Raw genomic sequence first — 16,402 nt, 5'->3', positions numbered from 1 at the left:
ACTACTCGTCACGTACAATCATTGCACCAACTTCGGCTTCCGCAACCACGACACCATTCACCATGGCCTTCGCCTCATACCGACCAACCGTGCGGCGGCGATGCGCTTTTTTGATGTGATATTCAAGAACATCGCCAGGGCCAGCAGGCTTGCGGAACTTAGCTTTGTCAATCGTCAACAAAAACACAGAGTGTTTTTGGCCAGACTTTTGCTCTTCCGCAATCACGATTGCACCAGCGGTCTGCGCCATGCCTTCAATAATCAAAACGCCTGGGAAAACAGGTGCCCCGGGGAAATGCCCCTGAAACATAGGTTCGTTAAATGAGATATTCTTCACGCCAATTGCCGAATTGTCCCCATCAATCTCGATGATTTTATCAACCATCAAAAATGGATAGCGGTGCGGCAAGCACTCTAAAACCCGATTAATATCCAATGATGACAATACTTTATCTGACATGCCCAACCTCAAACTCCGCGCGTCATTCGCGCCCCATCATTTTCATCTTTGCCTGCATACGACGCCATTGCTTGACCTCGACAGCAGGATTGCCCGCTAACACAGTATCCGCCTTTTGCGATTTGGATACAATCGAACAGGCCATAACCACGCATCTATCCCCCAGTTTTGCCTTATTGACAATAGAGGCGCGGCCGCCAAACAGCACATTGTCACCAATTTCTGACGATCCTGCAAACCCTGATTTGGCTGCTATCTGACAATTGCGACCAATTTTGGTGTTGTGCCCAATTTGAACCAGATTGTCGATCTTGCTGTTTTCGCCCACAATGGTGTCATCCAACGTGCCCCGATCGACACATGTGTTAGCCCCGATCTCCACCCCATTTTGCAAAATAACGCGACCGAGTTGCGGAATTTTCTGTGGCCCCGATTTCCGCGGCAGAAAGCCAAAACCTTCTGCGCCGATACGTGCACCAGAATGGATAACAACATTGTCGCCAATATGTGCGCACTGGATAGAAACATTGTCGCCGATAATCACATTATGGCCAATGGTGACCCCACGGCCAATACTGCAATTTGGTCCGATAACAACATGGTCACCAACTTCAACATCGGCACCAAAAAACACATTAGGTGCCAAATGTGCGCCATTTCCCAAAACAGAGGGAGAGGTCTCAGCACAATAGCCGAGCAGCCGCACACTATCTCCGTAGAGGAAATCTAGAAGTAGGGTGAAAACCTGATAGGGATCATCGCACCGAACGAAACAACATTCGCTTTCTGGTGGCACAGAAGGAAGTTCAGCATCTCGCGATATAAGAACAATACCATGGCAGCAATCAGACACTGCGTCCATGTAAGCAGCATCCGCGACAAAGCCTAATTCATTGTCTTGTAAAAACGGGACAGTCCCTGCCCCAGCCAATATCCTAGATTGGTCTTCTTGGGAGAGCCTAACAGCCAATTCCGGCCGATCAATTGCGGAAAATGCATCCAAAAGAGAAATGTCAGATCTACTGGCAAAAAAGCGCTGATCAACCATCATTCCCCCCTTTAAACAAAAAGGACCGCGGAACGATACCGCGATCCTTTAAATTCTGAGCGTACAATCTCAACTAGAACAATGTGGAGATCGTCAATGCAAAGACTTGTGTCTGATCTGCTGTGTCTTGGTCAATCACATGAGCAAAGTCACCACGCAATGGACCAAACGGGCTATCCCAGATCACGCTTGCACCAACCGATGTACGTGTTTGAACACCAATACCGTCAACAATCAATGCAGGATCAATACTGTCATGCCCTAGATAAGCCGCATCTGCCCAAACCGCACCTTTGAGACCATAGCTCTCTGGCAACACTGGAATTGGGAACTCAACTTCAGCAGACAACGCCAAGTATTCGGTGATACCCAAAGCATTGTTTGCACCCTGCGGCCCGAGACCACGTGAACTAAAGCCACGGATCAAACTTGGTCCAGCAACAAATGTCTCTGTTGGGTTTACATAGCCGCCGCCAAGTTCATTGATAATACCAGCTTGGCCCTTCAAGCTACCAATCACACCTGCATCAGGTAAGATTGGTATGTAGTAGCTGCCCTTTATCTCTGACTTCAATAGGTTGTAGTCCACCCCAACATATTGCTGGCTGATATTGATCGCGAAACCTTCAGTTGGCGTACGAGTATTATCTACATCCGTGTAGGTCAGATTGTAGCCAATAAATGCCTTTGTTGCACTACCGCCAAAATCAGTGATGTAAGTCGGTGCATCAATGGGATTGGTACCGGTCCCATCTTGGTAAGTGGTGTAATCCACACCGACAAAAGCGCTGGCCTGAAGCTTGTCAACAACCGGCGCCCCAACGCGAAGCTGGAATCCAGTGCTCTGTGTACCGTAATTGTAATATTTGCCTTCATCTACTTGACGCTGATAGGCATCCACGCCAGCTGAAATTTTCAAGCCCATGAAACGTGGTTCAGTGAATGAGAAGTCGTAGGTGCGAGTACCTTGAGTTGCCCCCAAAGAAATACGCAAATCCTGACCTCGACCCAAGAAGTTTCTCTCGGTCAAAGACAACTCACCACCAATGCCTGCACCGGGTGAAAAGTTCGCACCTAGGGCATAGTTACCGGTAGACTTTTCTTCAACAACGACATTAACGATCACTTTGTCAGCAGCACTGCCCTGATCGACCGATACATTTACGGCTGAGAAGAAACCAAGGCCCATCAATGCTTCTCGACCAGCAGCCAAGAATGTACGGTTAAACGGATCACCTTCAGCAAACTCAAATTCACGACGGATTACAAAGTCACGTGTCCGTGTATTGCCATAAACATTGATCCGCTCAACATAAAGGCGTGCACCTTCGTCGACCAAATAGGTCACGTTAAATGTTTTGTTTTCAATGTTGCGATCAATACGTGGGCGTACTTCTGCGAAGCTATGGCCCATATTTGCCGCATCTTTAGACATCTCTGCAGCACTGCGTTGCAGATTCCGCAAAGAATAACGCCGACCTTCGTCTGTACGCACAGCACCCTTGAGGCTATCTGGGTTCAATCCAGAAATGCTGGTTTCGATATTGATCTGACCAAACTCATAATATTCGCCTTCATCAATGGTGAAATTGATAAAGTAAGAATTGCGCTCAGCATCAAACTCAGCAACCGCTGAAAGAACCTGCGCATCAGGGTATCCACGGTTCGCGTAATAGAGGCGGATCAATTCACGGTCGACGTTCAACTTATCTTCATCATAAACGTCATCACGGAACAAGAAGCTCAACAGGTGAGATTCGCGTGTCTTGATCGCTGCGCGCAATTGACCATCGCCAATAGAATTGTTGCCTGTAAAGCGGATCGCTGCAATGCCTGCGCGATCACCTTCATTCACAACAAATGTCACCTTAACGCGTGAGTTTTGCTCGATATCAGAACGCGCAGTCACTGTCGCATTGTCGAATCCGGCCTGATCGTAAGCCAATTCGATGCTGCGAATATCCTGCTGAAGTGACGATTCTGTATAAACGCCACGAGATGAAAGATTCACCATATCTGAAAGCTGAGCATCAGAGAACTTTTTGTTCCCTTCAAACAAAACGCTTGAAATGATCGGGTTTTCAGAAACCTGCACATTCAGCGTGTTGCCTGACATGAACACCTTAACCGACGAGAAAAGTCCGCTTTGATAAAGCGAGTCGATTGACTCATCGATCAACTGGCTCGTTGCGCGCTGCCCCTGGCGCACCGCCAAAAATGAAATAACAGTGCTATCGTCAACTCTTTGGTTGCCAGTCACTGAAATACGGGAAACTGTTTGGGCTTGCGCGGCTTGAACACCCACCACTTCATTAAATGCACTTGGCAATAATGGTGCGCCAAATATCAAGAAAAGTCCCAGAATGAAACTCGGCAAAAGCTTTGCACGTACGATCATGTTTCTTGCAGCCTTTCTGCATTTGCGCAATAGACACGGCAAAACACCCGCCCCTCGCGACACTAACTCCATCATCCGTTTTACTATTTATTATCCCAAACGCAAGCCCAAATAACACTTTGAGTTACCAAAAGATTGTTGAAAGTGTCCATTTGCAACACTTTGTAATCATTTGATTCCAAATATTCTTTGGCGGATGCACCTGCGTTTGATGCGCTTTTTAGAAGATATCGTTGACCAACGTAAAGACCATCAAAGACATAACCAAAAACAAGCCAATGCGGAAACCAATTTCCTGAATCTGCCGACTCAAGGGGCGTCCACGCACTGCCTCAATCGCATAATAGACCAAATGTCCCCCATCCAAAAGCGGGATAGGGAAAAGATTAAATATACCAATATTCAATGATAATAGCGCTGTCAGACTTATCAACGAAAATATGCCGAGAGATGCGGCTTCCCCAGAAATCTTTGCGATTTTTACTGGGCCACCCAATTGCTCCACATCGCCGCGCCCCATCAGCAGTTCACCTAGGAACTTAAATGAACGATCGATAATGAACACAATTTCTTCAATTGTGATTCCAATTGCTTCGATGGCACCAGGCCGTACGAACCGCACTTCCTGCTGCGTCGCATCGCGAGACACGCCTAAAAAGCCTATCTCAGCATTATTGCCCAAGCGATCTTCTTGAATGCGCGCTCCAGTTTGCACACGAATCTCAAATTCGCGCCCATTTCGCTCAATGAGAAATGGAAGCTCTTGATTTGGGCTGGTCGCGACAATCTTTTGAAAATCTGAAAAACTGCGGACTTGGTAGCCGTCAACTGCGAGAATCACATCATCGACCTTCAATTCCGATTGCGCGGCAGGCGTGTCAGGTGAAATGCCATCAATGCGTGCTTCGATTGTATAGCGGCCTAACCCGAGCAGCATGCCATATAGAATGACAAAGGTGAAAAGAATGTTCGCCGCCGGTCCCGCCGCAACAATTGCAATGCGCTGCCAAACATTCTTATAATAGAATAGCTTAATGCGTTCCTCGGGAGGAATCTTGTCGAGGGTCTCGCCATCGGGTGCACTTGCGGCGTTCATATCGCCGACAAATTTGACATAGCCACCCAGTGGAATCGCTGAAATTTTCCACCGCGTTCCATTTTTATCGTTCCAACCCACGAGCTCCGGACCAAAACCGATGGAAAAGCTTTCAACCGCGACATCATTCCAACGCGCAACGAGATAGTGCCCCATCTCGTGAACAAACACGATGACCACAAGAACAATCAGAAACGGAAGAAGAATACCGAGCAAGCCTGTCATATCTGCCTTTTTCTAAAATTTGGGCGTCACCAGATCAGCACGCCCTGCGCCACCTGATCCGATGCAGCATGTATGACCCCAATGAGGAAAAGCAAGATGCCCCCAAAGGTAAAACTGTCAATCCGGTCCAAAATGCCGCCATGGCCGGGAATAATATCGCCACTATCTTTGATCATAAACCGGCGCTTCAACGCGCTTTCAACCAAATCGCCCAGTTGCGCAACCACACTCAAAATGGCAGCAATAAGAATACCGATCCAAAATGGACTATCTGTTGCCATCAACCAAACGATTAAACCGCCAGTTGTGCCAAATGCCAAGCCACCCAGCGCACCGGACCATGTCTTCGACGGCGAAATCTCTGGTGACAATTTAACGCCGCCCAGCAACCGGCCCACAAAAAACGCGCCACTATCTGTGAGCCAAATCACCGCGGCCAAAAACACTGTAGCCCAGATGCCATTGGTCGTATTGCCACGCAGTGCCAAAATACAAATGGCGGCAACGCCAAAAAAAATCGCGCCCGCGGCGTAATAAGGGAGTCGCCATTGGCGCCAATCCACAGAAAGTGCTGCAACAATCGCGCCGAGAAAGAAAAAGATGAGGCTCGCGGTGAATCCGGCAATAGGATAAACCAGCGCACCAACTGCCAGCAGGCCCATAATTAGATAGGTGAAGCGGTTCATTTTGCCCTGCCCCACCATGCGCGACCATTCCTGATAAGCCAGCGCAACAGCAACGGCCACCAAAGCCGCCACGGCAATATTGCCAATAATGATAGCGATGGCCACAAACGGAATCAGCAAAAATGCCGACATCAAACGCTGGCGCAAATCGCCCCAATTGGGTCCGCCTGATTGAGGATTTGGGCTCGTCATGGGTTCACGCCCCCAAAACGACGTTTACGACCAGAAAACTCGTCCAGCGTCCGCATAAAGATATCGCGGTTGAACTCGGGCCAAAACTCGTCAAAAAACACAAATTCCGCATAGGCAGATTGCCAAAGCAAGAAGTTAGAAAGCCGCTCTTCGCCGCTAGACCGGAAAATCAGATCAGGGTCAGGCATATTTGCCGTATATAGCTTTTGCTCAATGACGGATTCGTCAATTTGCTCGGGTGAGATCTTTCCGTCAGCAACATCTTGCGCCAAAGACCGCACAGCATCCGCAATTTCTTGCCGCCCACCATAGTTGAACGCCACATTGAGCTGTAGGCCAGTGCAATGCGCGGTGCGGCTTTCCGCCTGCTCAATCATTTGCAAAATGGCTTTGGTCAGGCCTTCGCGCCGTCCCAAAATCCGGACGCGTACATTGTGCGCCACAAATTTCGAAATGTCAGAAGCGATGAACCGTTTCATCAACCCCAAAATAGCGTTGATCTCGTCAGCTGGTCGTGTCCAATTTTCGGAGGAGAAGCTAAATATGGTGAGATAGTCAATCTCGAACTCAACCGCACAGGCCACCAAACGGCGGAGCGCTTCAACCCCGGCCCGGTGGCCTTCATTGCGCGGCTTTCCTTGCGCTGTTGCCCAACGGCCATTGCCATCCATAATCACACCAATGTGCCGCGGCAAAACCGCGTACGCTGGAGATTCGGAAGTGGCTATGGCCGGTTCATTGGACATGTCTGCGCAATCTATACTTGCATGATGTCGGCTTCTTTATTCGCCAACATTTTATCTACTTCTGCCACAATATCATCAGTGAGCTTTTGAAGCTCATCCGACTTTTGGTGCATCTCATCTTTACTGATGTCGCCGTCTTTTTCTTGTTTTTTCAGCGCATCCATACCGTCGCGGCGAATGTGACGAACTGCCACTTTCGCTTGTTCAGCATATTGATGTGCAACTTTGGTCAATTCACGGCGACGTTCTTCATTCAACTCAGGAAGGGCCACACGGATAATTGTGCCTTCAGCCATCGGGTTCAAACCCAATGAGGATTCGCGAATGGCTTTTTCAACGGCCTGTGTCATGCCCTTGTCCCAAACTTGAACTGAGAGCATGCGCGCCTCAGGCACAGAAACTGTGGCGACTTGGTTCATAGGCATTTTGGAGCCATAGGCATCAACCATGATTGGGTCCAAAAGGCTTGTTGTGGCACGCCCGGTGCGCAAGCCTGCAAATTCATCCTTCAGCGCAGCCAAAGACTTCTTCATGCGCTGGTCAAGATTCTGCAAAGAAAATTCACTCATGTTCTAATCCTTTGATTATAGCGATCATCCAACCCGCGTGGACAATGCCTTCCCCTCAATGATGGCCTGAACGCCGCCCGCGACATCCAAAGCATACACAAAAATTGGCAATTTGTTGTCACGTGCTAGTGCAAATGCAGCCATATCCATAACTTTTAGGTCCCGCGAGATCACTTCGTCATATGAAATCGTGTCAAAACGCTTAGCGTCTGGATGTTTTTCAGGGTCAGCGTCATAAACGCCATCCACCTTGGTGCCTTTAAACAAAGCATCGCATTCCAGCTCCACCGCCTTCAGTGCAGCTGCTGTATCTGTTGTGAAAAATGGATTTCCAGTACCACCAGAACAGATGGCGATACCGCCCTCTTCGAGTGTTTTGCGTGCCTCGCGTGCAGTAAAATGATCCGCGACATCCGGCATAACGAGATTTGAGAAAACGCGAGAATTGCCGCCCAACCGGCGAATCGCATCGCCAAGGGCCAAGCAATTGATCACAGTGGCCAACATGCCCATGTGATCACCAACCACGCGGTCAGCACCGCCGGCAGCCACGGACATGCCGCGGAAAATATTTCCGCCGCCGACCACGATCGCAACTTCATATCCATTTTGGGAAAGATCGACGAGCTGCCCGGCAACTTCGTCTAAGAATTGGGATTCGATCCCAAATGAACCGTCTCCGGCGAGTGCTTCGCCGGAGACTTTTATCAAAATACGCTTAAGCGATGGAGAGGCCATTGCCACCCTAACCTAGTCTAGAGTTTGGAACTTTTAGAAAAAAGATTCTTGTTCCAGAACAGGTTATTAGTTACCAGCCGCAGCTGCAACCTCGGCGGCGAAATCGCTCTCTTCTTTTTCAATGCCTTCACCAATTGCGAAACGCACAAAATCAACCAGCTCAACAGGTGCGCCAGCTTCTTTTTCAGCGTTTTTCACAACGTCAGCAATTTTGGTTTCGCCATCGATAACGAATGTTTGAGACAACAAGCAAACTTCTTCGAAGTATTTGCGCATGCGGCCATCAACCATTTTCTCAACGATTTCAGCAGGCTTACCAGAACCAGCAGCTTGCTCAGCAAAAACGGCACGCTCACGGTCAACAACGTCTTGATCCAAACCTTCTGGAGAAATCGCCAAAGGATTTGTCGCAGCGATGTGCATCGCCAACTGGCGGCCAACGCCTTCAAGTGCGGCACCATTTCCAGCTGTTTTCAAGCCAACCAAGATGCCGATGCCACCAAGACCGTCAACAACTGCGTTGTGCACGTAGCTGCAAACAACGCCTTCATCTACAGAAACTGTAGCTGAACGACGCAAAGTCATGTTTTCACCGATTTTAGCAACCGCATTGGTCACTTCGTCAGCGATTGAGTGTGACTTACCTGGATAAGTGGCAGCAGCCAATGTTTCAACGTTATCGCCTTGGTCCAAAGCAACTTTAGCAATTTCACTTACCAAGTTTTGGAATTCTGCGTTACGTGCCACAAAGTCAGTTTCTGAGTTCACTTCAACAACAGCACCTTTGGTGCCTGAAGTAACAACGCCAACCAAACCTTCTGCCGCAACACGGCCAGCTTTCTTAGCAGCTTTAGCCAAACCTTTGGTGCGCAGCCAATCAACGGCAGCTTCCAAATCACCATTGGTTTCGTTAAGCGCTTTTTTGCAGTCCATCATGCCAACGCCGGTCTGCTCGCGCAATTCTTTCACAAGTGCAGCTGTGATCGCCATTTTAAATCTCCTATGTTGCCAGCCCTATCTCGGGCTGGCCCAATCGAAAGTGTCGTGTTTAACGCCTAAACACGCAGATTTTATGAAGCTAATTAAGCGCCCAATTCTTTGGCTTGGTCGATCCAGCCATCGCGCTCAATGCGGCCTTTAAAGTTCAAACGCTCGTCAACATTTGCAATGTCTTCCGCGCTGAAGTTTGCGATCTGTGCAAAAGTGTAGATGCCGAGATCATTCAGCTTTTGCTCCAAAACCGGACCAACACCTGAAATTTTCTTCAAATCATCTGCATCAGCAGCTGGCTTGTCGAACAATGGTGTTTCGTCAGCTTTAGCTTCTTCTGCAGCAGGCGCCTCAACAGCAGCTTCTTCAACAGCTGGTGCAGCTTCTTCCAAAACAGGTTCGCTCACCTCAACCGCTTCGCCCAAATCTTGGCCGAATGAAACTGAAGAACGTGAAATGCCGTCCAAAGCAGCTTTTGAAATCAATGAACAGTAAAGCTCGATTGCACGTGCTGCGTCATCATTGCCAGGAATTGGCAAATCAACAGCATCTGGGTCACAGTTTGTATCAGCAATAGCGATCACTGGGATGCCCAAGCGACGAGCTTCGTTCAACGCCAAAGACTCTTTGTTTGTGTCGATCACAAACAACAAGTTAGGCACGTTGCCCATGTCTTTGATGCCGCCCAAGTCGCGCTCAAGACGCTCACGTTCGCGAGAACGCTGCAAACGCTCTTTCTTGGTCAAGCCCTGCATGCCTTCAGATTCTTGATCTTCAAGTTCACGCAAACGAGCAATTGACTTAGAAATGGTCTGCCAGTTGGTGAGCATGCCACCCAACCAACGTGAATTCACATAATACTGTGCTGATTGGCGAGCGGCTTCTGCAACAACAGGTGCAGCTTGGCGCTTTGTGCCAACGAACAATACGCGGCCACCTTCAGCCACAGTGTCAGACACCATTTGCAGTGCATTATACAAAGCAGGCACAGTTTGCGCCAAATCGATGATGTGGATATCGTTCCGCACACCAAAAATGTATTGTTCCATTTTTGGATTCCAGCGGTGTTTTTGGTGTCCGAAGTGTACGCCAGCTTCGAGCAATTGGCGCATAGAAAAATCAGGAAGTGCCATCGGCCTTCTCTCCTTTTAACCGGTTGTAACCTCCGCAAAGAGCTGCAACATATTTTGTCACCGGATGGCGGCCTCAACGGGCAGCCGTCTTTGCGTGCGAATTAATGAGCGCGGGGATACAGCAATCCCGGCCTATTGGCAATAGCTAATTGGATAATCAGCACCACAAAGCCTGAAAAGGCTCAAACGCAGCCGAAGATGGCGCCAAATGCAGGTTTACCCGCCGCCAACATCGGCACTCACACGCGCATCGGCAACACCAGGCATCACCTTGAGCGAGCTTGCCAATTCCGGCGTCAATCGGTAGCCGCCAGGCAATTCAATCTCAAACTCATAATTGTGACGTTCATCCATCACAATAATCGCCACTTGCCCCTCGCCGCCGCGCTGCAACTGCTTAGTCAAATGCGGGATACACTCTTTGCTGGTCAAATGCAGCACAAGCTTGTTGGCCATTTTCGCAATGGCACGCTCAATCGGATGCAGATTGATCAATCTCAAACGTACACCATCGGGTTGCGCATCAGCTTCAACTTCCACGACAATTGAATTACCCACGGTCAGCACATCATCAAATCGATCAAGCTGTTCTGAAAATACCAAACATTCAAATGTTCCCGTCGGGTCAGATAGGGTCATGATCGACATGTTGGATCCCTTACGGGTCTTCCTGTCGTTACGCGATGCAATCGTCCCTGCCATGCGCCCAGCACTCGCACCGTTCCGCGCAGCCTTTTCAAAAGCCTGCCACGTTTGCGCGTACCCTTCAGTATAGATGGATTGATATTCATCCAACGGGTGCGCCGACAGATAAAAGCCAATGGCGGAAAATTCGCGTTGCAACCGCTCCGAATGCGACCAGCTTTTTACATTCTTGGCGGGCTTGATGGGTTCGGGGGCGCTGACGGTGAACATGTCAACAATACCTTCATTGCGATTGCTCGTTGCCCGTTGCGCGGTGCTCAACACAGTTTCAGTGAGTGACGCTACCTCCTCACGCCGATATCCCAGCCCATCAAATGCCCCAGCATGGGTGAGTGTTTCGAAGGCACGGCGGTTCACAATTTTAGGGTCAATACGTTCTGCAAAGTCTGCAAGATCCTTAAAAGGCTGGTCGCCCCGCACCGCAACAATATGTTCCGCAACGTTGCGGCCGACACCCTTAACAGCGCAAAGGCTATAATGGATATTATTGCCTTCCACAGTGAAGATAACCTCCGATTTATTCACGCACGGAGATTTAACTTCAACCTTAAGTCTTTGCGCTTCGCGTTTGAAATCATTAAGTTTATCGGTATTGCCCATATCGAGCGTCATAGACGCTGCGATAAACTCTTTCGGGTAATGCGCTTTCAAATAACCCGTTTGATAGGACACCAAAGCATAGGCAGCCGCGTGCGATTTGTTAAAGCCATAGTTCGCAAACTTCGCCACCAATTCAAAGATATTGTCAGCTTGCGCTTTGATCAGCCCATTTTTCACTGCACCATCGATAAAGCGGACCTTTTGCTTGTCCATCTCCGCTTTAATCTTTTTACCCATCGCACGGCGCAACAAATCCGCTTCACCCAGCGAGTAACCAGAAAGCACCTGTGCAATCTGCATCACCTGTTCTTGGTAAACGATAATCCCGTAGGTCTCTTTCAGAATATCTGTCAGGCTATCATGCAGATAATCGGGTGTTTCACGACCATGCTTACGCGCGCAGAAGGTTGGAATATTGTCCATCGGGCCGGGTCGATATAGTGCCACAATCGCGATAATATCTTCAAACCTATCGGGCTTAAGGTCCAATAGCGCCCGGCGCATACCCGGACTTTCCACCTGGAACACGCCAACCGTTTCACCTTTGGCGTAAAGCTCATAGGTAAGCTCATCTTCAATCGAGATGTTCTCAATCGAAAAATCGCCGCCGTCGCGGTTGATCAAGCGCTCGGCATATTCAATGACGGTAAGCGTTTTGAGGCCCAAAAAGTCAAATTTGACCAGCCCTGCATCTTCCACCACCTTCATATTATATTGCGACACAGGCATGTCAGAACGTGGGTCACGATATAACGGCACCAATTGCTGCAAGGGCCGGTCGCCAATCACGATACCTGCTGCATGGGTCGAGGCGTGTCGGTAAAGTCCTTCAAGCTTTTTGCCAACTTCAAGCAACTGCGCCACGGTCTCATCTTCATCGCGCATGGCCTGCAAGCGCGGTTCGCCATCAATCGCTTCTGTCAGCGTAACAGGATTAGCAGGGTTGGAAGGCACCAGTTTGGAAATGCGATCAACCTGCGGATATGGCATCTGCAACACCCGCCCCACATCGCGCAACACCGCACGCGCCTGCAACGTACCGAACGTGATGATCTGCGCCACCTGCTCCGCGCCATATTTCTCCTGTACATAATGGATCACCTCTTCCCGCCGCTCTTGGCAGAAATCGATATCAAAGTCGGGCATGGACACACGTTCGGGGTTCAAAAACCGTTCGAACAGCAGCGCATAGCGCAGTGGATCAAGGTTAGTAATGGTCAGCGCATAGGCCACGAGCGAGCCCGCGCCAGACCCCCGGCCCGGCCCCACCGAAATGCCATGCTCTTTGGCCCATTTGATAAAGTCTGCCACGATCAGGAAGTAACCGGGAAACTTCATGTTCTTAATCACGTTCAACTCAAATTCGAGCCGTTCGCGATATTCTTCGGCGGACATGCCCGGTGCAGGCCCATCTCGCTCCATAATGCGATCAAGACCTTCATGCGCCTGCCGTGAAAGCTCCTGCGCTTCGGCTTCAACCGCCTCGTCGGAACTCATGCCATCCGGCGCGGCAAAGTTCGGCAAAATCGGCGCCCGTTTTGTCGGTCGATAGGTCACCCGCTGCGAAATCTCGATTGTGTTCTGAATAGCCTCTGGCAAATCAGAGAACAATTGGCACATTTCCGCGCGCGATTTGAAATAATGCTGATCAGAGAGCTTGCGGCGTTCGGTTTGCGCCAAAACGCTGCCTTCCGCAATCGCCATCAAAGCATCGTGAGATTCGAAATCGTCACTTTTGGCGAAAAATGGCTCATTGGTCGCCACTAACGGCACATCATGGGCATAGGCATAATCAAGCATTTGCGGCTCACTTGCCGCCTCAGTGTCTTTGCCATGCCGCTGTAGCTCAATATATAGCCGATCACCAAAGATGCGACGCAAATTGTCTAAACGTGCAATCGCCTGCTGGTCATAGCCTTGCGCAAACAGCGGATCGATCCCGCCTTCAAGCCCGCCCGTAAGACAAATAAGATCTTCGTGGAGCCCTTCGTCAAACCACGCAATCGGCGCTTTCAGCGCTGTCGCGTCGCCAACCAGATAAGCGCGAGATACCAGTTCGGAGAGATTTTGAAATCCCAACTCAGTTTGCGCAATCAGCACCAACGATTCCTTGGCAAACTTTTTGCGCTCCCGCCCCGGCATATCTGAAGGTGGTTCAAACTCGATTGGCAGTTCGCAGCCCACAATCGGCTGCAAGCCCTTGCCGCTTGCGATTTCAGAAAATTGCAGCGCACCAAACAGGTTTCCTGTGTCGGCCACACCTAGCGCCACCTGCCCGTCATCAACGGCCAAATCGATCAGCTTCTTTAGCTGTATCGCCCCCTCCAAAAGTGAGTAGGACGAATGGGCATGTAGATGGATAAAATCGGGTGTCGCGCTCATACCACTATCTTATGCATAAAGCGCCCATGATCGCCAAGCAGGCTTATGCGATGTTCACAGGCGCGTTAGCATTTATCGCTTACACGCCGCCCAATTTCGTCAGCACATCCATCCACATTAGAGTTGCCGCGCTAAAGCCAGCCAGAGAGAAAAGCGCCATCACATCTTTAATCAGAACAAACATTGCAACCTCCTATGTTTCTTATTTGTTCTTATATATTCTCTTTTTGTTCTCGTCTAGTCTGCATGAGCCTGTGGAGAACATGTTGATGGTTTTATGGTTAATGTGGAAAGGCTGTGAATGTCAGTGGATAAATGTGAACAAGTCGAGCCACTCTGTACACCTGTCAGGTAAAAACAGAACAAAGCAAAAACTCTAAGTTGTAAGAAAAGCGCCTAGAGCTGCGTGGGCACCACTGCCCCACCATCCAACGTCACCACACGATCTGCCCGGCGAGCAATGTCATGATTGTGCGTCGCAATCAAACCTGCGGCCTGATGCTCTTTGATCGAGTTGGCCAACAGTTCAAAAACATGGCCGCTGGTCTCTGGGTCTAAATTGCCTGTTGGCTCATCAGCCAAAATCAGGCCCGGATTGTTGGCCATTGCCCGCGCAATCGCAACACGCTGCTGCTCGCCGCCAGACAATTGTGCCGGACGGTGATCGCCACGATCAATCAATCCCATATGTTGCAACAAATCTTCCGAACGCTGCTTGGCCGCCTTGTGGTCGGCACCCGCGATCAATTGCGGGATCATGATATTTTCATTTGCCGAAAATTCAGGCAGCAAATGATGGAATTGGTAGATATATCCAACATTTTGCCGCCGCAACAATGTGCGCGATCTGTCGTTCAGTTCGTGCGCCGCTGCGCCGCAAATCGTCACTTCGCCTTGCTGCGGCCGTTCCAACAATCCGCAAACATGCAGCAAAGTCGATTTACCTGCACCAGATGGCGCCACCAGCGCCACAATTTCACCAGCTGCAATATTAAGCGCCACGTCCACCAAAATATCCAAACGCGACTCGCGCTCCAAATAATGCCGGTGAACGCCCTTTAGAGACAATTTCAAATCAACCATAGCGCAAGGCCTCAACAGGATCATATTGTGCGGCTCGCCAGGCCGGATAAAGCGACGCCGCAAAGCTCAACACCAGCGCCATTGTCACCACAAAGGTCACCTCAAATGGATCAGTTTTTGACGGCAGTGACGAGAGGAAAAACACTTCTGGTGGGAACAGCGTGATCCCGATGGTTTCGGAAATCCAAGCGCGAATAGATTCTGCATTTGCCGCCAGTACCAAGCCTGCGATCAATCCGATAAACGTGCCCGCAAAGCCGATTGCGGTTCCGGTCATGCAAAAAATGCGCATGATGGACGCGCGTGTGGCGCCCATTGTGCGCAAAATCGCAATATCTGTGTTCTTCTCTTTCACCAGCATCACCAGCGATGAAATGATGTTGAACACAGCCACAAGCACAATCATGGATAGAATGACAAACATCACCACTCGCTCCACCTGCAATGCAGAGAAGAAGGTTTCGTTGCGTCTTTGCCAATCAGAAAGGATCATGGGGCGACCAGCAGCTTCTTGAATAGGGTCACGCATCACATTGATTGAATCGGGGTCATCGAGGAAAATTTCTAACCCGGTCACCGAATAGATCCGCTCATAGGATGCATCAATTTCCTCGTCGGTTGCCTCAAGCGGCAAAGGCTCCAGCCCCTCTTTCAGCTGATCACGAAACAGCTTGAAATAGTTCTGCGCCAATTGAAGTGGCATATAGACGAAATAGCTATCGAACTCGACCATGCCCAGCTCAAACACCACATCCACTGGATAGGTGCGAATCTGCGGCGCTGTGCCAAATGGGGTCACTGTGCCCTCAGGCGTAATAATGGTCACGCTATCGCCAACTGAAACGCCAAGATTTTGCGCCAATCGCATCCCGATCGCGACACCCTTGCCCTCGTTCCAGCCATTAAAGCCGCCCAAAACGGCAGATTCGGCAAACAATGGCATCTTTTGAATGTCACGCTCATTGATGCCGCGCACTGCCACGCCAGTTGATCGGCCAATGCCCGAGGCGAGCGCTTGCCCCTCGGCAAACGCAATCACGGCCTCAACGCCATCCACGCCTTCAATTTTAGGAATAATGCTCTCAAAATCCTCAAACTGCTCTTCCAACGGAAAAGCAGTGAAGTGGCCATTCAGCCCAAGGATCTTGTCTAAAAGTTCTGCACGAAAACCATTCATGACAGACATGACCACAATCAATGTGGCCACACCAATGGCAATGCCTGTCAGCGTGAGCGCGGCAATCACCGAAATGAAAGCTTCCTGCCGGCGCGCGCGTAGATAACGCCACGCCACCATAAATTCAAACCGTGAAAAGGGACGGTTTTGAAGGTTCTGCGTGGCGTCACTCAT

The 16,402-nt window shown here is 49.8% G+C and carries 13 protein-coding genes; all 13 read right to left on the bottom strand.

Annotated features, from left to right (window positions below):
• Nucleotide 1: 1 nt before the first annotated feature.
• The 13 genes from fabZ to ACP15Y_RS01030 all read right to left on the bottom strand — a co-directional run bounded on the left by fabZ (nucleotide 2) and on the right by ACP15Y_RS01030 (nucleotide 16,402).
• Nucleotides 2–460 (bottom strand): 3-hydroxyacyl-ACP dehydratase FabZ, encoded by a 459-nt coding sequence (gene fabZ, locus ACP15Y_RS01090; protein WP_424981170.1) that lies wholly within the window; start codon nucleotides 458–460, stop codon nucleotides 2–4.
• 22 nt (nucleotides 461–482) lie between these two features.
• Nucleotides 483–1,508: a UDP-3-O-(3-hydroxymyristoyl)glucosamine N-acyltransferase gene (gene lpxD / locus ACP15Y_RS01085; RefSeq protein ID WP_424981169.1), complete on the bottom strand. Its 1,026-nt coding sequence runs from the start codon at nucleotides 1,506–1,508 to the stop codon at nucleotides 483–485.
• A gap of 73 nt (nucleotides 1,509–1,581) precedes the next feature.
• On the bottom strand, nucleotides 1,582–3,906 hold the full coding sequence (gene bamA, locus ACP15Y_RS01080) for an outer membrane protein assembly factor BamA (RefSeq protein WP_424981168.1): 2,325 nt from the start codon (nucleotides 3,904–3,906) through the stop codon (nucleotides 1,582–1,584).
• Nucleotides 3,907–4,126: 220 nt separating this feature from the next.
• Nucleotides 4,127–5,227: an RIP metalloprotease RseP gene (gene rseP, locus ACP15Y_RS01075; RefSeq protein WP_424981167.1), complete on the bottom strand. Its 1,101-nt coding sequence runs from the start codon at nucleotides 5,225–5,227 to the stop codon at nucleotides 4,127–4,129.
• A gap of 26 nt (nucleotides 5,228–5,253) precedes the next feature.
• Nucleotides 5,254–6,105 carry a phosphatidate cytidylyltransferase gene (locus ACP15Y_RS01070; RefSeq protein WP_424981166.1) on the bottom strand — a complete coding sequence of 284 codons (852 nt, stop codon included), beginning with the start codon at nucleotides 6,103–6,105 and terminating at the stop codon, nucleotides 5,254–5,256.
• Nucleotides 6,102–6,851 carry an isoprenyl transferase gene (locus ACP15Y_RS01065; RefSeq protein WP_424981165.1) on the bottom strand — a complete coding sequence of 250 codons (750 nt, stop codon included), beginning with the start codon at nucleotides 6,849–6,851 and terminating at the stop codon, nucleotides 6,102–6,104. The genes ACP15Y_RS01070 and ACP15Y_RS01065 overlap by 4 nt, the downstream gene beginning before the upstream one ends.
• Before the next feature lie 11 nt (nucleotides 6,852–6,862).
• A complete protein-coding gene (gene frr, locus ACP15Y_RS01060; protein ID WP_424981164.1) occupies nucleotides 6,863–7,420 on the bottom strand; it encodes a ribosome recycling factor in 558 nt (185 codons plus the stop codon).
• 24 nt (nucleotides 7,421–7,444) lie between these two features.
• On the bottom strand, nucleotides 7,445–8,158 hold the full coding sequence (gene pyrH / locus ACP15Y_RS01055; protein WP_424981163.1) for a UMP kinase: 714 nt from the start codon (nucleotides 8,156–8,158) through the stop codon (nucleotides 7,445–7,447).
• A 66-nt stretch (nucleotides 8,159–8,224) separates the two neighbouring features.
• A complete protein-coding gene (gene tsf, locus ACP15Y_RS01050) occupies nucleotides 8,225–9,148 on the bottom strand; it encodes a translation elongation factor Ts (RefSeq protein WP_424981162.1) in 924 nt (307 codons plus the stop codon).
• Between the two features lie 92 nt (nucleotides 9,149–9,240).
• A complete protein-coding gene (rpsB, locus tag ACP15Y_RS01045) occupies nucleotides 9,241–10,281 on the bottom strand; it encodes a 30S ribosomal protein S2 (protein ID WP_424981161.1) in 1,041 nt (346 codons plus the stop codon).
• Between the two features lie 216 nt (nucleotides 10,282–10,497).
• Entirely contained in the window at nucleotides 10,498–13,968 is a 3,471-nt protein-coding gene (gene dnaE / locus ACP15Y_RS01040; RefSeq protein WP_424981160.1) for a DNA polymerase III subunit alpha, read from the bottom strand.
• Between the two features lie 396 nt (nucleotides 13,969–14,364).
• Entirely contained in the window at nucleotides 14,365–15,051 is a 687-nt protein-coding gene (locus tag ACP15Y_RS01035; RefSeq protein ID WP_424981159.1) for an ABC transporter ATP-binding protein, read from the bottom strand.
• A complete protein-coding gene (locus ACP15Y_RS01030) occupies nucleotides 15,044–16,402 on the bottom strand; it encodes an ABC transporter permease (RefSeq protein WP_424981158.1) in 1,359 nt (452 codons plus the stop codon). The genes ACP15Y_RS01035 and ACP15Y_RS01030 overlap by 8 nt, the downstream gene beginning before the upstream one ends.

It is taken from the genome of Maritalea sp. S77 (genome assembly GCF_049801075.1).
In the GTDB taxonomy this organism is placed as follows: Bacteria; Pseudomonadota; Alphaproteobacteria; order Rhizobiales; family Devosiaceae; genus Maritalea.
Note: the sequence above shows the minus strand (reverse complement) of the source record. Positions and strands in the feature narration are given on the sequence as shown.